At 63.1% G+C, this 23337-nt stretch carries 30 protein-coding genes; 14 read left to right on the top strand and 16 right to left on the bottom strand.

The window, feature by feature from the left end:
- Positions 1-8: 8 nt before the first annotated feature.
- From nifK to modC, 13 genes are all read left to right on the top strand, one after another.
- Complete coding sequence (gene nifK, locus LQ232_RS07280) at positions 9-1565, top strand: nitrogenase molybdenum-iron protein subunit beta (RefSeq protein WP_230179591.1); 1557 nt, start codon at positions 9-11, stop codon at positions 1563-1565.
- A 72-nt stretch (positions 1566-1637) separates the two neighbouring features.
- Entirely contained in the window at positions 1638-1985 is a 348-nt protein-coding gene (locus LQ232_RS07285; protein WP_230179592.1) for a 2Fe-2S iron-sulfur cluster-binding protein, read from the top strand.
- 2 nt (positions 1986-1987) lie between these two features.
- A complete protein-coding gene (locus LQ232_RS07290) occupies positions 1988-2308 on the top strand; it encodes a hypothetical protein (protein WP_230179593.1) in 321 nt (106 codons plus the stop codon).
- A gap of 10 nt (positions 2309-2318) precedes the next feature.
- Positions 2319-2804, top strand: a complete 486-nt coding sequence (locus LQ232_RS07295; protein ID WP_230179594.1) for a hypothetical protein — start codon at positions 2319-2321, stop codon at positions 2802-2804.
- A gap of 22 nt (positions 2805-2826) precedes the next feature.
- Entirely contained in the window at positions 2827-4236 is a 1410-nt protein-coding gene (gene nifE, locus LQ232_RS07300) for a nitrogenase iron-molybdenum cofactor biosynthesis protein NifE (protein ID WP_230179595.1), read from the top strand.
- An 11-nt stretch (positions 4237-4247) separates the two neighbouring features.
- A complete protein-coding gene (nifN, locus tag LQ232_RS07305) occupies positions 4248-5675 on the top strand; it encodes a nitrogenase iron-molybdenum cofactor biosynthesis protein NifN (RefSeq protein ID WP_230179596.1) in 1428 nt (475 codons plus the stop codon).
- A complete protein-coding gene (nifX, locus tag LQ232_RS07310) occupies positions 5672-6091 on the top strand; it encodes a nitrogen fixation protein NifX (protein ID WP_230179597.1) in 420 nt (139 codons plus the stop codon). The genes nifN and nifX overlap by 4 nt, the downstream gene beginning before the upstream one ends.
- Complete coding sequence (locus LQ232_RS07315) at positions 6084-6572, top strand: NifX-associated nitrogen fixation protein (protein ID WP_230179598.1); 489 nt, start codon at positions 6084-6086, stop codon at positions 6570-6572. The genes nifX and LQ232_RS07315 overlap by 8 nt, the downstream gene beginning before the upstream one ends.
- A gap of 17 nt (positions 6573-6589) precedes the next feature.
- Positions 6590-6787, top strand: coding sequence for a CCE_0567 family metalloprotein (locus LQ232_RS07320; RefSeq protein WP_230179599.1), 198 nt, complete (start codon positions 6590-6592; stop codon positions 6785-6787).
- Positions 6784-7092 carry a ferredoxin III, nif-specific gene (gene fdxB, locus LQ232_RS07325; protein WP_230179600.1) on the top strand — a complete coding sequence of 103 codons (309 nt, stop codon included), beginning with the start codon at positions 6784-6786 and terminating at the stop codon, positions 7090-7092. The genes LQ232_RS07320 and fdxB overlap by 4 nt, the downstream gene beginning before the upstream one ends.
- Before the next feature lie 46 nt (positions 7093-7138).
- Positions 7139-7882 (top strand): molybdate ABC transporter substrate-binding protein, encoded by a 744-nt coding sequence (gene modA / locus LQ232_RS07330; protein ID WP_230179601.1) that lies wholly within the window; start codon positions 7139-7141, stop codon positions 7880-7882.
- Positions 7879-8574, top strand: coding sequence for a molybdate ABC transporter permease subunit (gene modB, locus LQ232_RS07335; RefSeq protein ID WP_371820125.1), 696 nt, complete (start codon positions 7879-7881; stop codon positions 8572-8574). The genes modA and modB overlap by 4 nt, the downstream gene beginning before the upstream one ends.
- Positions 8567-9664 carry a molybdenum ABC transporter ATP-binding protein gene (gene modC, locus LQ232_RS07340; protein ID WP_230179603.1) on the top strand — a complete coding sequence of 366 codons (1098 nt, stop codon included), beginning with the start codon at positions 8567-8569 and terminating at the stop codon, positions 9662-9664. The genes modB and modC overlap by 8 nt, the downstream gene beginning before the upstream one ends.
- A gap of 10 nt (positions 9665-9674) precedes the next feature.
- On the opposite strand, the gene LQ232_RS07345 is transcribed toward modC, so the two are convergent.
- From LQ232_RS07345 to LQ232_RS07365, 5 genes are all read right to left on the bottom strand, one after another.
- Positions 9675-10328 (bottom strand): DsbA family oxidoreductase, encoded by a 654-nt coding sequence (locus LQ232_RS07345; RefSeq protein ID WP_230179604.1) that lies wholly within the window; start codon positions 10326-10328, stop codon positions 9675-9677.
- 43 nt (positions 10329-10371) lie between these two features.
- Complete coding sequence (locus LQ232_RS07350; protein ID WP_230179605.1) at positions 10372-11028, bottom strand: glutathione S-transferase family protein; 657 nt, start codon at positions 11026-11028, stop codon at positions 10372-10374.
- On the bottom strand, positions 11025-11477 hold the full coding sequence (locus tag LQ232_RS07355; RefSeq protein WP_230179606.1) for a YciI family protein: 453 nt from the start codon (positions 11475-11477) through the stop codon (positions 11025-11027). The genes LQ232_RS07350 and LQ232_RS07355 overlap by 4 nt, the downstream gene beginning before the upstream one ends.
- A 444-nt stretch (positions 11478-11921) precedes the next feature.
- Positions 11922-12080, bottom strand: coding sequence for a hypothetical protein (locus LQ232_RS07360; protein WP_230179607.1), 159 nt, complete (start codon positions 12078-12080; stop codon positions 11922-11924).
- Positions 12081-12186: 106 nt separating this feature from the next.
- On the bottom strand, positions 12187-12480 hold the full coding sequence (locus LQ232_RS07365; RefSeq protein ID WP_230179608.1) for a hypothetical protein: 294 nt from the start codon (positions 12478-12480) through the stop codon (positions 12187-12189).
- 227 nt (positions 12481-12707) lie between these two features.
- Between LQ232_RS07365 and LQ232_RS07370 the strand changes: the two genes are divergently transcribed.
- On the top strand, positions 12708-13700 hold the full coding sequence (locus LQ232_RS07370) for a reverse transcriptase family protein (RefSeq protein WP_230179609.1): 993 nt from the start codon (positions 12708-12710) through the stop codon (positions 13698-13700).
- Here the strand turns inward: LQ232_RS07370 and LQ232_RS07375 are convergent.
- The 11 genes from LQ232_RS07375 to nifV form a co-directional block, all read right to left on the bottom strand.
- Complete coding sequence (locus LQ232_RS07375; protein WP_230179610.1) at positions 13675-15525, bottom strand: metallophosphoesterase; 1851 nt, start codon at positions 15523-15525, stop codon at positions 13675-13677. The two genes, LQ232_RS07370 and LQ232_RS07375, sit on opposite strands and share 26 nt — an antisense overlap.
- 610 nt (positions 15526-16135) lie before the next feature.
- The gene (locus tag LQ232_RS07380; protein WP_230179611.1) at positions 16136-16624 is read right to left on the bottom strand and encodes a hypothetical protein; all 489 of its coding nucleotides are present in this window, start codon (positions 16622-16624) and stop codon (positions 16136-16138) included.
- Positions 16618-16941, bottom strand: a complete 324-nt coding sequence (locus tag LQ232_RS07385) for a ferredoxin (RefSeq protein WP_230179612.1) — start codon at positions 16939-16941, stop codon at positions 16618-16620. The genes LQ232_RS07380 and LQ232_RS07385 overlap by 7 nt, the downstream gene beginning before the upstream one ends.
- Positions 16942-16978: 37 nt before the next feature.
- Positions 16979-17434 carry a ferritin family protein gene (locus LQ232_RS07390; protein ID WP_230179613.1) on the bottom strand — a complete coding sequence of 152 codons (456 nt, stop codon included), beginning with the start codon at positions 17432-17434 and terminating at the stop codon, positions 16979-16981.
- Positions 17435-17449: 15 nt separating this feature from the next.
- Positions 17450-17749, bottom strand: coding sequence for a ferredoxin family protein (locus LQ232_RS07395; RefSeq protein ID WP_230179614.1), 300 nt, complete (start codon positions 17747-17749; stop codon positions 17450-17452).
- Between the two features lie 24 nt (positions 17750-17773).
- Positions 17774-19084: an FAD-dependent monooxygenase gene (locus tag LQ232_RS07400; RefSeq protein WP_230179615.1), complete on the bottom strand. Its 1311-nt coding sequence runs from the start codon at positions 19082-19084 to the stop codon at positions 17774-17776.
- Positions 19085-19121: 37 nt separating this feature from the next.
- The gene (locus tag LQ232_RS07405) at positions 19122-20222 is read right to left on the bottom strand and encodes an electron transfer flavoprotein subunit alpha/FixB family protein (RefSeq protein ID WP_230179616.1); all 1101 of its coding nucleotides are present in this window, start codon (positions 20220-20222) and stop codon (positions 19122-19124) included.
- Positions 20219-21070: an electron transfer flavoprotein subunit beta/FixA family protein gene (locus LQ232_RS07410; RefSeq protein WP_230179617.1), complete on the bottom strand. Its 852-nt coding sequence runs from the start codon at positions 21068-21070 to the stop codon at positions 20219-20221. Before LQ232_RS07410 ends, LQ232_RS07405 begins: the two co-directional genes overlap by 4 nt.
- A gap of 27 nt (positions 21071-21097) precedes the next feature.
- A complete protein-coding gene (gene nifW, locus LQ232_RS07415; RefSeq protein ID WP_230179618.1) occupies positions 21098-21448 on the bottom strand; it encodes a nitrogenase stabilizing/protective protein NifW in 351 nt (116 codons plus the stop codon).
- Positions 21445-22194 carry a serine O-acetyltransferase gene (gene cysE / locus LQ232_RS07420; RefSeq protein ID WP_253074359.1) on the bottom strand — a complete coding sequence of 250 codons (750 nt, stop codon included), beginning with the start codon at positions 22192-22194 and terminating at the stop codon, positions 21445-21447. The genes nifW and cysE overlap by 4 nt, the downstream gene beginning before the upstream one ends.
- Complete coding sequence (gene nifV / locus LQ232_RS07425; RefSeq protein WP_230179619.1) at positions 22191-23327, bottom strand: homocitrate synthase; 1137 nt, start codon at positions 23325-23327, stop codon at positions 22191-22193. Before nifV ends, cysE begins: the two co-directional genes overlap by 4 nt.
- Between the last annotated feature and the right edge of the window lie 10 nt (positions 23328-23337).

The following is a 23337-nucleotide window of genomic DNA, read 5'->3' on the forward strand; positions in this document are numbered from 1 at the left end:
GAATCACCATGCCACAAAGCGCAGACAAGATCCTGGACCACGAGTTCCTGTTCCGTGAGCCGGAATACGTGGACATGCTCGAGGGCAAGAAGGCCTTCGAGTTCAACCACCCAGACGACAAGATCAAGCAGATCGTCGAATGGACCAAGACCGAGGACTACAAGGAAAAGAACTTCGCCCGCGAAGCCTTGACCGTTAACCCCGCCAAGGCCTGCCAACCACTGGGCGCGGTGTACGCGGCCAATGGCTTTGCCAAGACCCTGTCGTTCGTTCATGGCTCGCAAGGCTGCGTGGCGTATTACCGCTCGCACTTCTCGCGCCACTTCAAGGAGCCGACCTCCTGCGTGTCTTCGTCGATGACGGAAGACGCGGCCGTGTTCGGCGGCCTGAACAACATGGTCGATGGCCTGGCCAACACCTACAACCTCTACAAGCCAGAGATGATCGCCGTGTCGACCACCTGCATGGCCGAGGTGATCGGTGATGACCTGAACGCCTTCATCAAGACCTCGAAGGAAAAGGGCAGCGTGCCGGCCGAGTTCGATGTGCCCTTTGCGCACACCCCGGCTTTCGTGGGCAGCCACGTCACGGGCTACGACAACGCCTTGCTGGGCATCCTGCAGCACTTCTGGGATGGCAAGGCCGGCACGGTGCCTGCCCTGGAGCGCGTGCCCACCGACACGGTCAACTTCATTGGCGGCTTCGATGGCTTCGTGGTCGGCAACATGAAGGAGATCAAGCGCATCTTCGGCCTGTTCGGAATCGACTACAACATCATCTGTGACCCGTCCGAAGTGTGGAACACCCCGACCGACGGCGAGTTCCGCATGTACGAAGGCGGCACCACCAAGGAAGACGTGATCCGTGGCCTGCATGCCAAGGCCACCATCGTCTTCCAGGAGTTCTGCTGTGAAAAGACCATCAAGTACCTCAAGACCAAGGGCCACGAGGTGGTGGTGCTGAACAGCCCCATCGGCGTCGCGGGCACCGACCAGTTCCTGATGGCCTTGTCCAAGGTCACCGGCAAGCCAATCCCGGCCGAGCTGGAGCTGGAGCGTGGTCAACTGGTCGACGCCATGGCCGACAGCCAGGCTCACCTGCACGGCAAGCGCTATGCCATGTATGGCGACCCTGACCAGATGCTGGGCATGACGCAGTTCCTGCTGGAGTTGGGCGCCGAGCCCGCCCACGTGCTGGCCACCAATGGCACGGAAGACTGGGCCGCCAAGGTGCAGGCCTTGTTCGACTCGTCGCCTTATGGCAAGGGTTGCAAGGTCTACCCCAAGCGCGACCTGTGGCACCTGCGCTCCTTGCTGCACACCGAGCCGGTGGACTTCCTGATTGGCAACACCTACGGCAAGTACCTGGAGCGCGACACCAACGTGCCCCTGATCCGCATGGTGTTCCCGATCTTTGACCGTCACCACTACCACCGCTACCCCATCTGGGGTTACGACGGCGCGATGCGCGTGCTGATCACGCTGCTGGACGAGTACTTCGAGGCGCTCGATGCCAACACCATCGTGCCCGGCAAGACCGACTACTCGTACGACATCATCCGCTGATGTGAGGCCTCCGGTGGTGGGGCCTGGCCCGACCACCGGAGGATTGTCCAAACTGCAATTTGCGAGATCACCATGGCCAACGTGACCTTCACTTCCCCGAGCATGAAGAAGGACCTGACGGTGTATGCCATTGCCGGCGACACCAGCACCTTGCTGGCCCTGGCCAAGGCGAACAAGGTGCCTGTCGAGTTCGAGTGCGAAAACGGCGAATGCGGTTCCTGCCAGGTGCAGGTCAGCGTGCTGTCGGGCAATGCGCCTTACGGCGTCGCCTTGACCCAGAAAGAGAAGACGGTGCTCAAGCTGGCCGGCAAGATCACGGCCCAGCAGATTGAGGACGCCGAGACCAAGGACATGCCGCCGCCATGGCGCTTGGCCTGCCAGTTCATCGTCCGCAATGAAGACATCGTGGTGAGTTTCTGATCATGGCTGCCACCACCTATGTCAAAACCACCCAGGACGGTCGCCTGGTCGAGGTGATCGATGGCCAGCTCTGCCTGGGCGGACAGCCCGAAGCCGACACCCTGGTGCCTTTGATCGAGCACCCCAACCGCCAGGCCATCCAGAAAGCGGTTCCAGGCGCGACCCACATGGCGGGCCGTGTGCCTTTGCGCCATGACGAAGCCGCGATCGCGCAAGGGGCCATGGACACGACCAGGCGCGCTTTCGTCAACGACCCGGTCGCCATTGCCGAGCGCTTTCGCAAGGTGATCTGGGCCAAGGCGCAGGCCGAAGGCGTGGAATGAAGGGGCGGCCATGATCTACGTGCTTGAGATCCACGGACCCCAGGATGCCCAGGCCTGGTTTGCCTTTGACGGGCACGACCTGCTGCGCAAGGTGCAGGCCCAGGACCCTTTGCAGCCATGGGAAGTGTTTGACGAGATCTCACCGCGCGAGTTGATGGACCTGGTGCGTGACCGACCCCTGGACGAAGCCGCCCGGCAAGCCTTTCCCGCGATTGCCGCGCTGGGCGATCAACACGGCTGGGACACCACCTTGTTCCGCGCCGACCACCTGTTGGGCGCGGGCATGTACCAGCCTGATCAGATCAAGGTAGAGCAGGCTTGCCTGGCCGCCCTGGACCAGCGCACCGGCATCCGCCGCGTCTACTGGACCGACCAGCAGGCGATTGCCGCCATCGAAGGGCAGGAGCCCTTGTTCGAGGCCTTGGGCGGTTGGCGTGCGCGCCACGCCTTGAGAGAACAGTTGTTGTCCCTGGAAGTGCTGGCCGAAGACGTGTGAAGCGTCGCATCTGGAGTTGACCATGTCTGCATCGCTCAAACAAAAAATCGCCGAAGTTTTTGACGAACCGGGCTGCGACAAGAACGTTGGCAAAAGCGAGAAAGAGCGCAAGAAGGGCTGCACCAAGCAACTCTCGCCCGGCGCGGCCGCTGGCGGCTGCGCCTTTGACGGCGCCAAGATCGCCCTGCAGCCCATCGTCGACGTGGCCCACCTGGTGCACGGCCCCATCGCCTGCGAAGGCAACTCCTGGGACAACCGGCACAGCGCCTCGTCCGGCTCGCAGCTGTACCGCACCGGCTTCACCACCGACATCAACGAGCTGGACGTGATCTATGGCGGCGAAAAGCGCCTGTTCAAGTCCGTGCGCGAGATCATCGAGAAGTACGACCCACCGGCCGTGTTCGTTTACCAGACCTGCGTGACCGCGCTGATCGGCGACGACATCGAAGCCGTGTGCAAACGTGCCAGCGAGAAGTTCGGCAAGCCCGTGATCCCCGTCAACAGCCCCGGTTTTGCAGGCCCAAAGAACCTGGGCAACAAGCTGGGCGGCGAGTCCATCCTGGATTACGTCATCGGCACCGAAGAGCCCGCCTTCACCACGCCTTACGACATCAACATCATCGGCGAGTACAACCTCTCGGGCGAGTTGTGGCAGGTCAAGCCTTTGCTGGATGCCCTGGGCGTGCGCATCCTGTCGTGCATCTCGGGCGATGGCCGCTACCACGAGGTGGCCAGCAGCCACCGCGCCAAGGTCAACATGATGGTGTGCTCCAAGTCGATGATCAACATCGCCACGCGCATGCAGCAGAAGTGGGACATCCCTTACTTCGAAGGCTCGTTCTACGGCATTGGCGACACCAGCGACACCCTGCGCCAGATCGCGCGCCTGCTGGTGCAGCGCGGCGCCGGGGCCGACCTGATCGACCGCACCGAGCGCCTCATTGAAGTCGAAGAGGCCCGTGCCTGGAAGCGGCTGGAATCCTACAAGGCACGCCTGAAGGGCAAGCGCGTGCTGCTGATCACGGGTGGCGTCAAGAGCTGGTCGGTGGTGTCCGCCTTGCAAGAGGTGGGCATGGAGATCGTGGGCACCTCGGTCAAGAAGTCCACCAAGGAAGACAAGGAAAAGATCAAGGAGATCATGGGTGACGACGCCCACATGATCGACGACATGACCCCGCGCGAGATGTACAACATGCTGCGCGATGCGCGCGCCGACATCATGCTGTCAGGGGGCCGTTCGCAGTTCATCGCCCTGAAGGCGCGCATGCCCTGGCTGGACATCAACCAGGAACGCCACCACGCCTACGCCGGTTACGAAGGCATGGTCGAGCTGGTGGAAGAGATCGACAAGGCGCTCTACAACCCCGTGTGGCAGCAGGTCCGCATCCCCGCCCCGTGGGACGAAGCCGACGCTGGCCTGCTGGCCGTCTGAAGGAGCCCGCCATGGCCAAGACCCTCGAATCCAAAAAGGCCTGCACGGTCAACCCCTTGAAGATGAGCCAGCCCTTGGGCGCCAGCTACGCCTTCATGGGCCTGGACAACTGCATGCCCGTGATGCACGGCTCCCAAGGCTGCACCTCGTTTGGCCTGGTGCTGCTGGTGCGCCACTTCAAAGAGGCGATCCCCCTGCAGACCACGGCCATGAACGAAGTCACCACCATCATGGGTGGCTACGAGAACATCGAGGCCGCGCTGCTCAACATCCGCAAGCGCGCCGCGCCCGCCATCATCGCCATCTGCTCCACCGGCCTGACCGAGACCAAGGGCGATGACGTGGACGGCTACCTGGCCACGGCCCTGCAACGCAAACCTGAATTGCAGGACACGGCCCTGGTCTACGTGTCCACGCCCGACTATGTGGGCGCCTTTGAAGACGGCTGGCGCCACGCCGTGACCGGCATCATCCAAAGCGTGGTGGCCCCGGTCACCGGCGAACAGGCTTTCATCGGTCAAGAGCGCGTGGCCAAACAGGTCAACTTGCTGCCTGGCAGCCACCTCACGCCGGGCGATCTGGACGAGCTGAAAGAGGTCATCCAGGCCTTTGGCCTGAGCTTGATCACCTTGCCCGATGTGTCCGGCTCGCTGGATGGGCACATCCCAGCCGACTGGCGCGGCACCACCCTGGGCGGCACCACGCTGGACGAGATTCGCAGCCTGGCCACGTCGGTCGCCACGTTGGCCATTGGCGAGCAGATGCGCGACGCGGCCACGGCGCTGGAGACGCTCACCGGCACGCCCTACCACCTGTTCGATCGGCTCACTGGCCTGGAGTGCAATGACCGCTTCTTGATGCTGCTGTCAGAGTTGAGCGGCCAGCCCGTGCCCGCCAAGTACCGCCGCCAGCGCAGCCAGTTGCTCGATGCCATGCTGGATGGCCACTTCTACCTGGGCGGCGTCAAGGTGGCCATCGGGGCCGAGCCCGACCTGATGTTCGCCGCCGGGTCGCTGCTGAATGAGATGGGCGCGCAGCTCACCTGCTGCGTCACCACTACGCACTCGGCCGTGCTGGCGCAACTGCCGGCCGAAACCGCCTTGCTGGGCGACCTGGAAGACTTGGAAAAAGGCGCCGCCGAGTGCGATCTGCTGATCACGCACTCCCACGGGCGCCAGGCCGCCGAGCGGCTGAACAAGCCCTTCCTGCGCCTGGGCTTTCCGATCTTTGACCGCATCGGCAACGCCCACCGCGTGATGGTGGGCTACCGAGGCACGCGCCAGTTCATCTTCGAGTTGGCCAATTTGATGATGGCCCACATCCCGCACGCCGACGAGGGCAGCTGGCCCTTGCCGGACATCGCCCAGCGCGTGGCCCGGCCCATCGTGGCCGAGACCGAGCTGACCTCGCCCCTGACCCTTGACGGAGTCGAACCATGAAAATTGCCTTCAGCACCCAGGACAAGCAGCGCGTGGACGCGCACTTTGGCTGGGCCAAAAACATCCTGGTCTACGACGTGACACCGGCGGGCTACAGCTTCGTCGAGAACTTCGAGTTCGGCGGGAAGCTGGAAGAAGACGGTGACGAAGACAAGCTGGCCCCCAAGCTGGAAGCCATCAAGGACTGCGCCATCTTGTACGTGGCGGCCATTGGCGGCTCGGCCGCAGCCCGCGTGGTGGCCACCAAGATCCACCCGATCAAGGTGCCCCAGCCCGAGCCCATCCTGGACATCCTTGAAAAACTGCAAGACGTGCTCAAGGGCACGCCGCCCCCCTGGCTGCGCAAGGCCCTGCAAAAGGGCACTGAGGCAGCCACCCCCAACTTTGAAGACGAAGACGAGGTCAACCATGGCTGAAGCCACACTGGACGCGCCCACCACGCCATCGGACGAGGCCCTCATGGCCACGCCCTTCGTGAGTGAACTCATCAAGGTGCTGCGCGCGCAAGACACCCACGGCGCCTGGGAGGGCAAGTCGGACCTGGCCTTGCTGGGCCCCTACATCCTGAGCGCCGAGCAGCGCCGCGAGTTGCCCATCATTGGCGACCCGGACCCCGAGATCCTGTGGCGCATGGAGTTGTTCTACAACGCCGTGGGCGTGGCCATCGAGCGCGAGACGGGCAACATGGTCAGCCCCATGATGAAGATGAGCCACGAGGGCTTCGGCCGCCTGGTGCTGCTGGCTGGCCGCCTGGTCGTCTTCAACAAACAGTTGCGCGACGTGCACCGCTTCGGCTTCGCCTCATTGGCCAAGCTGGCCGAGCAGGGCAACAAGTTCCTGTCCGAGGGGATCGCCATGGTGCGCCAGTACCCCGAGGTGGCCAACTACGGCGCCTGACCGCCAAGGAGACCCGCATGGACGCCGATGAACTCAAGCTCAGGATCAAGAAGCTGAACGCCCAGGCCACGCAGGCCAAGATGGACCTGCACGACCTGTCCGAAGACTTGCCCACCAACTGGGAGAACATCCTGAGCGTGGCCCAGCGTTGCCACGATGCCCACGCTGCCCTGACCGAGGCCCGCAAGGCCGCTGCCGCCGCGAGTACGCCATGAGCACCTTTTCCATCACCATGCCCAGCGGTGAAACCTGGGAGCCCAAGTTTGTTCAGCAGATCAACGAGGCCACCTGCATTGGCTGCGGCCGCTGCTTCAAGGTGTGCCCGCGTGGCGTGCTGGAGCTGGTGGGGCTGGACGACCAGGGCCAGCGCGTTGCCATAGCCTCCGACGACGATGACGACGAAGAAGAATACGAAAAGAAGGTCATGACCATCGCGCACCAGGAGCTGTGCATTGGTTGCACGGCCTGCTCCAAGATCTGTCCGAAGAAGTGCTACACGCACGCTGCGGCCAGCGTTTGACCCCATTCATGGGTCATCATGGAGGCCCAGGTTTCAGGAGCGGGTGATGAACAGGCTGGTTTTGGCGGGCGTGCTGTCCCTCATGGCCTGGTCGGCGCAGGCCGATCAGGTGCAGGTGGCCGTGGCCGCCAACTTTGCCGGGCCCTTTCAGAAAATCGCCGCTGACTTCGCGGCCGACACCGGCCACACCGCAGTCGCCATCACCGGGTCCACGGGCAAGTTCTACACGCAGATCAAGTCGGGCGCGCCGTTCGAAGTGCTGCTGGCCGCCGACGACGACACCCCCAAGAAGCTGGAAGACGAAGGCTTGGCCGTCAAGGGCCAGCGCTTCACCTACGCCAAGGGCACGCTGGTGCTGTGGAGTGCCAAGCCGGGCTTCGTGGATAACCAGGGCCAGGTCTTGAGCAAAGGCGCCTTCAACCACCTGGCGCTGGCCAACCCCAAGCTGGCCCCCTACGGTGCCGCGGCCGAGCAAGCCTTGAAGGCCTTGGGCCTGCACGACAGCCTGCTGCCTAAGTTCGTGCAGGGCGACAACATTGCCCAGACACAGCAGTTCATCGCCACCGGCAATGCGGAGCTGGGCTTTGTGGCCTTGTCCCAAGTGGCCGCGCCCGGCAAGCCCGCCATGGGCTCGTGGTGGGTGGTGCCGGCCAAGCTGTACACCCCCATCCTGCAAGACGCCACCGTGCTGAAGAAAGGCGAGGGCAACCCGGCCGCCGCCGCCCTGATGAAGTACCTGCGCGGTGACAAGGCCCAGGCCGTGATCAAGGCCTACGGCTACGGGCTGTGATGCTGGACGCCGATGACCTGCAAGCCCTGAGGCTGACCGCCGAGCTGGCCAGCGTGACCACCGCGCTGCTGCTGGTGCTGGGCACGCCCATCGCGTGGTGGCTGGCCCGCACGCGGTCGCGGCTCAAGGGTGCGGTGGCGGCGGTGGTGGCCTTGCCCCTGGTGCTGCCGCCCACCGTCATCGGCTTTTACCTTTTGATGTTGATGGGACCCGAAGGGCCGGTGGGCCGCTTCACCAGCATGCTGGGTTGGGGCCTGTTGCCCTTCACCTTCTGGGGGCTGGTGGTGGCCTCCATCCTGCATTCGCTGCCCTTCGTCGTTCAGCCGCTGCACCAGGCTTTTGAAGCCCTGGGCACGCGTCCGCTGGAAGTGGCCGCCACCTTGCGCGCCAGCCCTTGGGACCGCTTTGTGACCGTGGCTTTGCCCCTGGCCCGCCCTGGTTTCCTGACCGCCGCCGTGCTGGGCTTTGCCCACACCGTGGGCGAGTTCGGCGTGGTGCTGATGATCGGCGGCAACATCCCCGGGGCCACGCGCGTGCTGTCGGTGGCCTTGTACGGGCACGTTGAGGCCATGGACTACGGCCGGGCGCACCTGTTGGCGGCGGGCCTGGCCGGCTTTGGTTTTGCGGTGATGTTCCTGCTGTACTTCTTGAACGGGCGGGCCTTGCGCAGCCAAGGGGCGGGGCATGTCTGACATCCTGGCCAAGCTGGTCTTGTCCTATCCCGGTGGCTTTGCGCTGGATGTGTCGCTCCAATTGCCAGGGCAGGGCGTGAGTGTGTTGCTGGGCCCCTCGGGCTGCGGCAAGACCACCGTGCTGCGCGCCCTGGCCGGGCTGGAGCGTGCCCAAGGCTCGGTGCAGGTGAACGGCCAGGTCTGGCAAAACGAGCACCAGTTTCTGCCCACCCACCAGCGGCCCATTGGCTACGTTTTTCAAGAGGCCAGCCTGTTCGCACACCTCACGGTCAAGGGCAACTTGCACTATGGCCTGCAGCGCACGGCTAAGGCCGATCGAAGGGTGAGCATGGACGAAGCCGTGGAGCTGCTCGGCATTGCCCACCTGCTGGAGCGTCGTCCCGATCGCCTGTCTGGTGGCGAGCGCCAGCGCGTGGCCATCGCACGGGCGCTGCTGACCAGCCCGCGTGTGTTGCTGATGGACGAACCCCTGTCAGCGCTCGATGCTCAACGCAAGGCCGAGGTGCTGCCCTTCCTGGAACGATTGAACCAGCAGTCTGGCGTGCCCCTGGTCTACGTGACCCATGCCCTGGAAGAGGCCGTGCGGCTGGCCGACCACCTGGTGCTGATGTCCGCCGGGCGGGTGGTGGCCAGCGGTGCCGCCAGCGATTTGCTGCCCAGGCTGGACCTGCCCCTGAGCCAATTGGATGAAGCCAGCGTCATGCTGCCAGGCAGGGTGGCCGAGCACGATGCCCGCTACGGACAAAGCCGCATCGAGGTGAGCGGCCTGCCGCTGTGGGTGGGCCTGCACCAGGCGCCTGTGGGGCAAGCCGTGCGTGTGCGCGTGCTGGCCCGAGATGTGAGTGTGGCGCTGAGCCACCGCGCCGACAGCAGCATCGTCAACATCCTGCCCGCCCACATCGAGGCCCTGCGCGACGACGGCCCCGACACGGTGACCTTGCAGCTTCGCCTTCAGGCGCCCGATGCCAGTGGTGCCCAGCAAGCGCCTGTGTTATTGGCCCGCATCACGCGCCGCTCGCGCGATGCCTTGAACCTGGTGCCGGGCCAGGCGGTGTTCGCGCAGATCAAGGGCGCGGCGCTGATGCGTTAAGGAGGCGGGGCTACTGCAACTGCGCCGCGATCTGGCGCAAGGCGTTCTCGAACACGGCGACCGGCTGCCCGCCCGAGATCAGGTGCTGGTCATTGATGATCACCGCAGGCACCGAGTGGACGCCGCTGTTGGTGTAGAGCGCTTCTTGCGCCCGGACCTGGTCGGTGAACTCGCCGCTTTTCAGGATGGCCTGTGCGCGTGCCTCGTCCAGCCCCGCCTCGCGGACTGAGGCCAGCAGCACCTCGGGCGAGTCCATGCTCTGGCGGTCGCGGTGGCAGGCTTGCAGCAGCGACTTCTTCAGGGCCAGTTGCCGATCGGGATGTTCCTCGCCGGCCCAATGCAGCAGGCGGTGCGCGTTGAAGGTGTTGTAGATGCGGCCACGCCCGGCGGGGCTGAACTCGAAACCCACCTCGGCCCCGCGCTGGCGAATCCTCTCGCGGATCTCGGCCTGCTGCTCGGGCGACGAGCCGTACTTCTGCGTCAGGTGCTCGCCGATGTCTTGACCGCCGGGCGGCATCTGCGGGTTCAACTCGAAAGGCTGAAACCGCAGGCTGGCCGAGACTTCACCTTGAAGGTGCTCCAGGGCCTGTTCCAGGGCCGACAGCCCGATGGCGCACCAGGGGCAGGAGATGTCGGACACAAAATCGATCTTGAGGGTGTTCATGCCGGGATCGTACCGACAGGGCAATGCCCCCATGCTCGCTGCGTCAATCGCGATCGGGCGCGCCGGGCGGGAAGAACTTGCGGAAAGGCCGGGCCTCGTCCACCGCGCGGGCGAACGATGGGCGGGCCAGCAAGCGCTGGCGGTAGGCCCTCGCATGACCCAGCCCGTGGTCGATGGGGTGCACCCAGTCGGCGTAGAACAAAGAGGGCGCCGCCGCGCAGTCGGCCAGGCTGAAGCCCGTGGCGCAGGCCCATTCGCGGTCGGCCATGCGCTGGTTCAGCCATTGGTAGGCGTCGTTCAGCAAGGCCTGGGCATCACTCACGGTGCGCGGATCGCGCTGATCGGCGGGGCGCAGGTAGTCGCCCACGATGCGCTGCATGGGCGTCATCACGTAGTTGTCGAAAAAGCGGTCCATGAAGCGCACGTCGAGGGCCGCATCGGCATCCTGCGGGATCAGGCGCACCGGGCCGGGGTGGTGCAGGCCCAGGTGTTCGATGATGATGCTGGCCTCTGCGACGGTGCGCTCGCCATCGACCAGCAAGGGCATGCGCTTGATGGGCCACAAGGTCGCGAATTCTTGGCCCGCGGTGCCGCTGCCGTCGAGCAGTCGGATGGTGTGGGGCGTTGCGTTCTCGTAGAGGGCGGTCAGCACCTTCTGGCAGTAGGACGAGAAAGGGTGGGCATAGAGGCTCAGGCTCATGGGGCGCTTCCTTTCTGGCGGTCTGCCGCGCTTTTGTCGATCTCGGCCCGCAGGCGTTCCTCCTGGGCTTGCAACTCAGGGGTGAACACCTCGCCGAAATCGGCGGCTTCGAACAGCGGGCGGATCTCGATCTCGGAATCGTCATTCATGGGATTGGGGCAGCGTTTGACCCACTCAACGGCCTCGTCCATGGACTTGACCTGCCACAGCCAGAATCCGGCGACCAGCTCCTTGGTTTCGGCGAATGGGCCATCGCTCACCGTGCGCTGGGTGCCGGAAAACAGCACCCGCTTGCCTTTGGCACTGGGGTGCAAACCTTCGCCCGCCAGCAGGATGCCGGCTTTGACGAGCTCTTCATTGAATTGGCCCATGGCCGCCATCAGCTCCGTGCTGGGCATTTCGCCCGCCTCTGATTGGCCCGTGGCCTTCACCATCACCATGACACGCATCGTTGTTCTCCTTGACAGGGGTTGGGGGCCAAGCGGCCCGACATGATGACGACGAACCAGCTTGCCCGAAATCGACAGCCATGGGCATTTTGGCGAACAACAAGGCGCGCCGCGCAAGGCGGTTGGCGTGGGCGGCCGAGTTCTGAACCCGGGCCGCCAGGCAAAAAGCCCGGCGCTTGGGCCTCAGATGGGCAAAGTGCAAGGCTGAAGTGCCTTGCGTTTGGGGTTCACCATGCCCAAGCGCCGGGCTTTGAGCCTTGCGCGCAAGGCTCCGTATCCCCAACGGCGGCTCTTTGAGCCTTGCTGCGCAAGCCTTTGAACCCCAAGCGCCGGGTGCCCGAGCCTTGCGCGCAAGGAGAAAAGCCTTGCGCGCAAGGCCCGCACACCCAAAGGCCCAGGAAAAAAGCCCCGCGAATGGGGCTTGGGTGCCTTGCGGGCCGGGAATTAAGCGGCGGGCGCCGGGCTTTGAGCGGCGCGCGCCTTGCGCGTGAAGCGGACGGCCATGTCGCGGCGGAGGGTGTTCAGGCCAGAACCGTTGCCCAGCACCTTCAACAGGGCGTATTGGTAGCTTTGAATGGTGGTTGTCGGCCAGGAGCTGCTCAACGCGCGGGTTCGGGTGATTGCTTTAGGCTGGTTGCTGACAGTCAGAATAGGCAGTTGGATGACAGCACCCGCCGAGACCGGACGTTGAGGGGCTCTGGTTCGGCGACTAAACACGAGTCAGTCGTCCAAGCCCGACCACTAGCCGCAGCTGAATTGCACGCTCGTACTCGTCGCCAATCAACTCTTGATGGCCAACAAACTCGCCTGTCTCTTTGTCGAGAACTTCAGCGATCTCAGGATCATCAACAGCGTGGGTGCCGCACGCACCAGGCACCGGCGAAATGGACGCCCACTCCGGCATCGACACATTTTCTGCATTGCCCAAAGCTACCCTCCCTTTGACCTGGGTCGCGAGTCTTCCGCGCACTTGACCAGCTCCATTATCTTGTGCTATCGCCATTCATGGCTTTCGTCACCTGCCATACGCTCTTTTCCCCGGCTCAGCAAAGACGGAAAATCCCAAGAGACTTTCGCCCGGTGGTAATCGCCGCTAACGATCTTTGGGCGAAACTCTGCTAGGCTATTGACGGCAACGGCGTGATGATCTGTCTCGGAAGACTTCCGTGGGCTCGAGTTCGGGCCCGAGCATTAAGACCTCGCATATTCCATCCGTCGTTGCCACCTTCTATGACGATATCAAAGCTGCGTGAACTGAAGACCATCGACGATGTCGCCCGGGCTTGTGGCGTCGAAGCCGACTTCATTACTGAATACGCGGAGAGCCCCGAGCAAAGCACCTACTACGAGGCACTAAAGCTCAGTAAAAAGGGAAAGCGACGCTCCAATGAGTTTCGCATTGTCTTTGCAGCTCACGAACAGCGGTTGAAACAGTTGCACCGCGGCCTATCGATGGTGGTTGCCAATAGCGCAAATTTTGGATGGCATGTACAAGGCTTTGTAAAAGGACGCTCCACGCTGAGCAATGCAAAGCAACACCTTGGTGCCAAGGTACTTTTACATGCCGACATTAAAAGTTTCTTCGATGCGATCACGGTAGATCAGGTCCAAGCTGCCTTTGTTGAACACGGGGTGTTGGCCCCTATGGCGGAGGTGCTTGCTAAGCTGTGCACGATTGATGGACTGTTGAGACAGGGCACCCGCTGCAGCCCCATGATCGCGAACCTGGTATGTTTTGATATGGACCAGGCATTTCTTCGCCTCGCTGGTGCAACTAACTCGAATTACACGCGCTACGCCGATGACATTACATTCTCGGGAGATTCTGTCCCGTCTGATGACTCAGTGCGCACAATCCTTAAAAACCGAAGCTTCGAACTACGAGATGGGCGGTGCTTTCGCCAACATCGTGGTCGAGTGCAATTTGTCACTGGACTTTCAGTGGCGGACACTACCGCCCCGCGCCTGCCAAAGCGCCTAAAGCATCAGCTACGTCTGGTCATGTATTTCATTAAGAAACATGGCCTGGACGATCACAACAACTGGGTCAAACAGGGATACAAAAGCCACCCGGAAATCACTTGGCTGTGGGGGATTCTCAACTACGCTAAATCGATCGAACCTACGTTGGTCAACCAATGGCAACAGGTCTATCAAACAGCGTGGGAGGAGCAACAAGCAAAGCGAAAAGAACGGATCAAGGTAAAGGATTGGAATCCCTGAGATGTTGCTCGCCACTGGAGACATCTTCAGCGTAGCGGATTCGCGTGCGTAAGCTCTCGAAGATCTCAGCCACACCCGCATTTCCAGAACTTGAAAGATGGTTGCAAGCGCTGGAGACCACAAATGATGCCAACTCCTCAAGCGATGCGTACTTCGATGCTTCCTTTGCCGACAAAATAGGTTCTCGATCGTAAAGTTCGACGATCCTCTGGCGAGCAGTCGCCAATATATCGGCAAGCTCAGGAACCCGGCTATTGACTCCCCGAATTTCCAGGTTCCGCGTGGAAAGTCTGTGAACCAGGGGGGTTATAAGCATGGACTCTCTGCGCGTTTCAGCAGACATGGCGTCAAAGTCACTTTTGCAACAATAGTAAAAATATGCTGAGAAAGACATGGTCTCAAGTAGGCGCAACGCTGCCACTCTGGCGACCGGCATTTCAAAAATCTCGCTGAACGTTGCCTTCGACAATTGCTCCTTAATTGCCGCTGGTACCAAAGGAGCGGCAGCGATCTCGGAGCGCATCTGCCCAAGCACCCGCACAAGTCGATCGGGATCGTCCGTTGTCAGGCATAACGAACCACAAACCGACACAGAAGAGTCTCCAACAGCGGCATATCCATACGTCGAAAATGCAAGATGCACGATCTTGTTGGCACCATGCTCGACTGCAAGGGCGCTGAACCTTTCTGATGGCACCCGCTTTTCTGCTTTCAGGATGGTCGGATTCGACGAAGTTTGCCCATCATCAAAGGCCAGGACCCCATCTGGCGCCTCTCGATAAATATCGCTACCCTTCGCCCAAAATCGCCCTGTCGAGGACCATTTCTGGAACATGATGCTTCCTGACCGCGTCAAAGGATCAATATCGAGAACTTGAAAGCCGTTGGGCCACTCTCTCCCCAGATCGCCTTCGACCAAACAACCAGCAGCCAAAATTCTTAAGTTTGATCCCGGCTCCCGAATTTGGAGAGATGTTGGCATGTGCTGATGACCGTGAAGCAGAATATCTACCCCGTTATCTCCCAGCGACTGGCGTATCGCAATGTTGTCGGCCAAGTGCTCTAAGGGATGGTGCACTAACGCTATTCGATAACCATCAAGAACATGCTCACCATCTCGCGTGTGGGCATCGACCTGCTCGTTCGTGACAATGATGCTTCCTTGGTCTTTGAGAACGACATTCTCGTGCTCAACCTCAGCCCCGCATAACCATGCCGAGTCGAGCCCTACGATATGAATGTGCTTATCGACTCCCTCTAGCGTACCGGCTGCTATTTCAAAGCGATAACCCAACTTCTCGTTCGATATGGCACGCAGGTCGTCTCCACGGAACTGTGCCAACCACGTCCAAAACGATTCCGTACGGCGCATCACTTCGGGAATCCAGTCCTGGTGTGTTCCGTATGGGGGCCCTTTAGGGCCCATCACCCATCGACCAAGATTAGACACATCGTGCGTTTTCTCCAACCAAACGCGCATCGCCAACCAAGCATCTTTGCTGATGTCGCGCCGGACGTCGTGGTTGCCTGGGACAGCAAAGAATCGTGAGCGGGGAACGCTCACTAGCTTGAGAATTCCATCGATCCGCTGCGTAGCTTTTTCGTACTCGCTCGACTGCCCCCAATCGGCAAGATCACCGGTGAAGCAAACTAGGTCGATGCCATTTTCCGCAATCGCAGCCAGCGCACTCCGGAAGCTTTCTCCAAGCAGAATCCCACGCTGTCGTTGATCCCATTTGATCGTGTCCGCTCGGCTGGCAGGCATGCCGGAAAACTCCGCGCGTTCGTGTAGGTCAGAGATATGCAGTATTCGCAACCGACGCATGCAGAAGACTCCCTAGGGAATAGGTGCCCAACAACAGCAAGCACTGTTAAGCTGGCCACAATCATACGAGAACGAAAATGGGCTTTTACAGCCGAGCGATACGGCCAAGACCACTCATCCTCACACAGCATAGGCAACGACGCGGCGAACCGGGTTCTAGCTATTAATCCTAATCCCCGTTGTGTCCCCGGTGGCGGAGCCTACATGCAGATTTGCTACCAGACCAATACGAGAGTGGCCCGAGACATCCTCACCAGGCAGCTAAGAACGTCTTCGGCGACGACTGCCTGACCACATCCATAATCTTCTAGCCGGCCATCCTGTGGACGACCCCTACGAGATCTGCGACTGAGCCAAGGCGCTGAACCGCCAGTTCGCAAGCCAGGCGGCGCCCCATCGGTTGAACTTCCGTAGAGCAGTCGGTCGTGAGCGTCAGAACCTGGCCGGAAAGCGGACCGACGTGGTTGGACCGCTGAAGGGCCGCACCCGCTGCTAGGCCGTCATTCGGCAAAATGCCGCGCCCACCCCCTTCTGGGTCGCTATCAGCCCCTTGCATTGCCCCCACGCGGTCAACTTTGACTCACCCCTCGGCGCGCATGCACCTCGCCCCTCACCCCCGCGCCCCCTTGATCAACGCCTCAATCACCAGCGCCCCCGTCCCCCCCAGCGGATCCAACTGCAGCACCTTGTCCAAATACAACTGCGCCGACACCAGATCCTGCCGACGCAACCTGATGAACGCCAGAGCCTTCAAGGTGAACAACCAGAACCGCGCCGGCCCCGGCGCCATGAAGTCCGCCATCTCACCCGTCACCTGGCGCCAATCCTCCGGCAAATGCGCCTGCTCGGCCGCCACGTCCAGCCCCTTCAAGGCGGCCAGCTCGGCCGACTCGAAATCGGCCCCCTGCGCATGCAGCTTGTACAGCAGGTAGTACAGCGAAGGGCACTCCGGCGCGCACACCTGGGCCGTCCACAACAAGGCCAGCGCGCGCTCGGGCGTGGTTGCCTTGCGCGCTTCCTCCACCAGGTGCTTGACCTGCGGCGGCACCTCGCCGCCGAACAACTCGGCCGAGGTCTCGCCGGTGAAGATGTTCACCATGACCCGGCCGAGGCGGCCAGGCGTTTGACCACTTCGCCACCCAGCAGGTGCTTCTCAAAGATCTCGGGCACGTCTTCCGGCTTCACGCGGCTGTACAGCACGCTCTCGGGAAACACCACCACGTTCACCCCGCCATCGCAGGGCCCCAGGCACCCTGAATAGGTCACGCCCACCTGCTCGTGGGCATTGCGCACCTGCACCTCTTTCCAGAAGGCCTGCAACACCGCCTGGCCGCCCTGCGAGGCGCAGCTGCCACGGGGATGGCCGGGCGGGCGCTGCTGTGAACACACGAAAACGCTGCGGTCGGGGCGGGACATGGTGGGGTAACTCCAAAGGGGGAAATCAAGATGACACTCAGGCCGCCAAACGGGCCATGATCCGCTCCAGCTCGGCCACGTGCTCGCTCTCTTCCTTGGCGAACTCGCGGGCCATGCGGCGCACTTCGGGGTCTGGCGTGGACGAGGCAATGGCGGCGTAAAACAACTGGCTGCGCTCTTCGCCATCCAGCGCCAGGCGGTAGGCCGTGGCCACGTCGATGAAGCCATCCACGCCTGCCCAGGCGGCTTGCTCCGGGCTCACGCCCTCGGGCCACTGGCATTCTTCCGGGGCTAGCGTGGGCAAGTCCCGAAAGCCGCCGCGCCGCATGGCGTCTTTCAAATGCAGGCGCGAGAACTCGGCCATCTTGCCGAAGAAGGCCTCGGCCTCCTTGTTGCCCGCCGTGCCCATCGTGGCCTTCAGGTCCTCATAGCGGCGGGCCGCTTCGAACTCCAGCAGGATGGCGTGCGCCAGGAAAACGTGGATGTCGTCCATGGTGGGTGCGCCCGATCAGCCAAACTTGAACAGGATGCCGTGGCCGCCGCGCGGGTACTCCCAGTCCACGTTGCTGAAGTCCGAGCAGATGATGCGGCAGCTGCCGCACTCCAGGCAGCCATCGGTGATCAGGGTGACGGCGCCATTGCCTTCCTCCTTGTAGCAAGAGGCCGGGCACACATAGGTGCACGAACGTTCCTTGCAGTCGGTTCGGCACACCTCGGCATCCTTGATCTTGATGTGGGGGCGGCCGGCGTCGACCTTGTAGCGGTTCTGGAAGAGCTTTTCTTCCACATTGACTTGGATGGGTTGCATGGCGTGGCTCCTGGGTGGTGTGGTTCAGCGGATGGCCCGCCACAGCTTGTAGGCATCGCCCACCAGCCCGGTGATGGAGCGGGTCTGGCGGAAGCTGGAGAAGATCTGGCGCTCTTTGGTCTTCTTGTCCACGTTGTCCACCGTCACCATGGTGCGGGCCGCCTGGTTGATCAGCTCGGGGTAGGTGGTGAAGAACTGCGGGTTCTCGTGGAAGACCTTGGGCATGTCGCGGTACTTCTTCAGGTCCTTCATCACGAAGCTGTCGTCCAGCGCGCGTTGATAGGCCTTCAAGGTGGCCTGGGTGAAGGGCTGCTTGGTGGCCTTGGCGTTGATCACCGTTTCGGCGGCCAGGCGGCCCGTGGTCATGGCCAGGTTGGAGCCTTCGCGGTGCACGGCGTTGACAAAGCCGCCCGAGTCGCCCACGATCATCCAGCCGTTGCCATACACCTTGGGGATGGCGAAGAAGCCGCCTTCGGGGATCAGGTGGGCGCAGTACTCCTTCATCTCCCCGCCCTGGATCATCGGCGCGATCGAAGGGTGGCGCTTCATGTGTTCCAGCAATTGGTAGGGCGAGGTCTTGTGCTCGTTCTTCTTGAAGTCCGACAGCATGCAGCCCACGCCAATGGTGAGCGAATCCTTGTTGGTGTACAGAAAGCCCGTGCCCATCATGCCGTCGGTGATCTTGCCCACCATCTCGATGACCACGCCTTCATCGCCCTTGATGTTGAAGCGCTGCTGGATCAGCTCTTCGGGCATGAACAGGATCTCTTTGACGGCCAAGGCCACGTTGCCCGCCTTGATCTCGGGGTGGAAGCCTGCCTTGCGTGCCAGCGTGCTGTTCACGCCATCGGCCAGGATGACCACGTCGGCGAACACATCGCCCGCTTCGCGGTCGCAGCGCACGCCCACCACCTGGTCGCCGTCCATGATCAGGTTCTGCACGGTGGTTTCGCAGATCAGCAAGGCGCCCGCTTCGCGCACCTTGGATGAGAACCACTTGTCGAACTGCGCGCGGATGATGGTGTAGCGGTTGTAGGGCGGCTTGTTGTAGTTCTCGCTGCGGAAGTGGCTGCCCACGAAGGAGTCGTCGTCCAGCACCCACATGCGCTGCTCGATGATGTGGCGCTCCAGCGGGGCATCGTCGCGGAAGTCCGGGATGATGCGTTCCAGCGCGTCGGCGTACAGGATGGCGCCCTGCACGTTCTTGGAGCCGGGGTATTCGCCGCGTTCGATCTGCAGGACCTTGAGGCCCGCCTTGGCCATGGTGTAGGCCGCGGCGTTGCCCGAGGGGCCTGCGCCCACGACGATGGCGTCAAAGGTTTTGTTCACGTTCATGGTGAGGCTCCGGGGCGGTTGGGTGGGCGTGGCTTGTTCAGGCCACTTTGCGGATGCGTTGGCCCAGGTGCGCCTGGAAGGCCTGGGTCAGCGCGGGCAGCACCTGCAGGGCGTTGCCCACGATGCCGTAGTGCGCAAAGTCGAAGATGGGCGCATTGGGGTCGGTGTTGATGGCCACGATCACGTCCGAGGCCTCCATGCCCACGCGGTGCTGGATGGCGCCCGAGATGCCCGCGGCGATGTACAGCTTGGGCCGCACGGTCTTGCCGGTCTGGCCCACCTGGCGGTCGGCCTCGACCCAGCCTGCTTGCACGCAGGGCCGGGTGGCGCCCACCTCGCCGCCCAGCACCCGCGCCAGGTCGAACACGAGCTTGAAGTTCTCGGGGTTCTTCAAGCCCTTGCCGCCGCTGACGATCACGTCGGCATAGGGCAGGTTGATCTTGTTGGAGTTGGTGTCCAGGATGAAGTCCAACAGCTTGGTGACGATGTTGGTCTCGATCAGGCCCAACGTGTCTTCACTGGTGGTGCCGGTGCGCGTGGTGTCGGCGTTGGGCATGGCCATCACGCGGGGGCGCACGGTGGCCATCTGCGGGCGGTAGGCCAGGGTCATGATCGTGCACAGCAGCGAGCCACCAAAGGTGGGGCGCGTGGCGGCCAGGGCGCGGGTCACGGGGTCGATGTTCAGCTCGGTGCAGTCGGCGGTCAGGCCGGTGAGCAGGGTGGTGGCCACGGAGCCCGCCAGGTCACGGCCTTGTGATGTGGCGCCCAGCAGCACGATCTCGGGCTGGTACTTGTTGACCAGGTCGGTCAGGCCCTTGGTGAAGGGCTCGTTGCGGTAGCCTTTGAGGACAGGGTCGCGGGTGATGTAGACGTGGTCGGCACCAAAGCTGAAGGCCTCTTGGGCGAACTGGTCCAGGGGCTCGTCGTCGCCGCCCAGCAGCACGCCCGACAGGGTCACGCCCAGCTGGTCGGCCAGCTTGCGGCCTTCGCCCAGCAGTTCCCACGACACGCTGTGCACGTGCCCACGCTCGTGCTCGATGAAGACCCACACGCCCTTGTAGGCCTTGAGCGCATCAGACAGCTCCAGGTTGCGGCCGCGTCCAGCGGGTTTGAGGGGGGCTTTGGCGGCGTCGCTCATGGCGTGACTCCCTTGTTGATCAGGTCTTGTTCGAGCGTGGGGTGGCGCGTGAAGATGGACTGCAGCAGGTTGAGCGTCATGTCGCGCAGGGTGGTGGTGTCCAGGTTCACCATCTCGGCTTTCTCTGACCGAGGGGTGGGCCCGAACACCTTGCTGACCACGGTGGGCGAGCCTTTCAAGCCGATCTTGGTGAGGTCTTCGATGCCGGCGTCTTCCTTGTTCCACTTGCGCACGGGGTGGCTGGCGGCGTGGATCATGGCGGGCAGGCTGGCGAAGCGCATCTCGTTGGTGTTCTCCAGCATGGTGATCAGCGCGGGCAGCTGGGTCTTGAGCACCTGCACGCCGCCTTCGCCACGGCGCTCGACGGTGATCGTGCCGTCGTCCAGGTTGGTCTCCTGGATGCTGGACACGTAGGTCAGCAGTTGCAGGCCCATGCGCTTGGCGATGCCGGGCCCGACCTGGGCGGTGTCGCCATCGATGGTCTGCTTGCCGGTGAAGACCAGGTCCACCGCCTGTTCGCTGGACAGCTTGCGGATGGCGGCGGCCAGCGCGTAAGAAGTGGCCAGGGTGTCGGCCCCCGCGAAGGCGCGGTCGGTGACCAGCACCGCATCGTCGGCCCCGAAGGACACGCATTTGCGCAAGGCCTCTTCGGCCTGCGGCGGGCCCATGCACAGCACCGTGACGCGGCCGCCAAACTGGTCCTTCAAGCGCAAGGCCTCTTCCAGCGAGAACAGGTCGTACGGGTTCACGATGGCTGGCACACCCTGGCGCATGATGGTGTTGGTGACCGGGTGGACGCGGATCTGGGCCGAGTCAGGCACTTGCTTGATGCAGACGACGATGTGCATGGTGAGGCTCCTGTGAGGGGGCTGCGGTCAGGCCGTGGTGGTCTGGGGCCGGGCGGGCAGCGAGGCCTTCAGGCTTTGCAGGCTCACGTGCTGGTGGCCGTCCACGTCCTGGAACACCTTGAAGACTTTTTCTTGCGCGGGGGTGGACTTGACGAAGTCCTCATAGGCCTTGACCAGCAGCGTGCGGTAGCACTGGTAGAGCGCTTGCTCGTTGTTCTCGGGCAGCTTGGGCTCTTGCCGGATGTACTGGTAAAAGCGCTTGAGGATGTGCAGGCGGCTGACGTTGAGCACCGACAGGTCGTGCGGCACGCCAAAGAACTGCAGGAAGTCCTCGGCCGATGAAAGCTGGCGAAGCTGGAGTGCGAGGGTGTCGGTCATGATCGGGCTCCGGTGGGTGTGTCTTCGGTGTGTTGAAGGCGCTTGACTTCCTGTTCCAGGTTGCCAATGCGGTCGAGCAGCGAGCCGATGGCTTTGCCCACCGGATCAGGGATGAGGTGGTGGTCCAGGTCCAGCAGCAGGGCGTCGGGCAGGCTGTTCACGGTGCGGCGGCGGCGCACGACTACCCGCCCCGGGATGCCCACCACGGTGGCGCCCTCGGGCACGTTGTCGATGACGACGGAGTTGGCCGCCACCCGCACTCTCGCGCCCAGCGTGACCGGGCCCAGGATCTTGGCGCCCGCACCCACCACCACGCCGTCGTCCAACGTGGGGTGGCGCTTGCCGGGGCTCCAGGTGGTGCCGCCCAGGGTGACGCCGTGGTACAGCGTGACGTCGTCGCCAACCTCGGCGGTCTCGCCGATCACAACGCCCGCGCCATGGTCGATGAAGAAGCGCCGGCCAATACGCGCGCCGGGGTGGATGTCGACGTTGGTGAACCAGCGGGCCACGAAGGACATCCAGCGCGGCAGGTAGCGCCAGCCTTGGCGCCACAGGGCATGGGCCATGCGGTGCAGCGCCACGGCCTGCACGCCGGGGTAGATGGTCCACACCTCGAAGCGCGAACGGGCGGCCGGGTCGCGGGCCAGCACGCAGCTCACGTCCTCGCGCAGGAGCGACCACCAGGAGGTTGGGCTGTCGGTGTGCATCATGGCCATGGCCTGCAGGGCGGGGTCATCGCGCTTCATGAGGGCTGCCCCTCGGAGGCCGTGGCCTCCAGAAAAAAGCGTTGCAGGTCGTCCGGTGTGGGCGCGCGTTTGGTCCGCACGGCATGGGCGCGGATGCGCTCCAGCAGGGGCTGCACCTGCGGATCGACCACGGGCAGGCCTAAGGCGTGATAGGCCACGCGCACAGCGCGCGAGCCGGAGTGCTTGCCCAGCACGGTGCGGCGTTCGCGGCCCAGCTCGGCGGGGTCGAATCCTTCGTAGTTGCTGGGGTTCTTGAGCAGGCCGTCCACGTGGATGCCGGACTCGTGCGTGAACACGGCCTCGCCGACGATGCTCTTGTTGGCCGCCACGGGCCGCCCCGAGGCGCTGGCCACCAGTTGCGAGATGCCGTACAGGTCGGTGGTGCGCACGCCGCAGTCCAGGCCGTGCAGGTGGCGCAGGCTCATGACCACTTCTTCCAGCGCGGCGTTGCCGGCCCGCTCGCCCAGGCCGTTGACCGTGGTGCTGGCGTGCGTGGCGCCAGCGCGCAGTGCGGCCAGGGTGTTGGCGGTGGCCAGGCCCAGGTCGTTGTGGGCATGGATCTCGATCTCGATGTCCACCGCATGGCGCAGCAGGGCGATGGAGTCGAAGGTGGCGAAGGGATCGAGCACGCCCAGGGTGTCGGCAAAGCGGATGCGCCGAGCCCCGCAACGCTCGGCAAGTCGGGCCATCTGGCCCAGGTAGATGGGGTCGGCGCGCGAGGCATCTTCAAAACCTACCGACACTTCGTGGCCCGCTTCATGGACCATGCTCACGAACTCATCAATCTGCTCCAAAGCCCACAGACGGCTTTGCTTGAGCTTGTGCTGCAAGTGCACATCGGAGGCGGGGATGGACAAGTGGACGATGTCGACATCGCAGGCCAGGGCCGAGAACACATCGGCCTCGCACATGCGGCCCCACACCATCAGGCGGCTGTTCAAGCCCATGGCCGCCAGGGTGTTGATGGATTCGATCTCGGCCTGGCCCATGGCTGGCACGCCCACTTCCAGCTCGGGCACACCGGCGTTGGACAAGGCCCGGGCGATGGCGCATTTCTCGACCAGCGTGAAGGCGACACCTGCGGTCTGCTCGCCGTCGCGCAAGGTCGTGTCGTTGATGATCGCGCTGTGCATTGGGGGTGGA

This window comes from Aquabacterium sp. CECT 9606, assembly GCF_918741295.1.
Lineage (GTDB): Bacteria > Pseudomonadota > Gammaproteobacteria > Burkholderiales > Burkholderiaceae_C > Aquabacterium.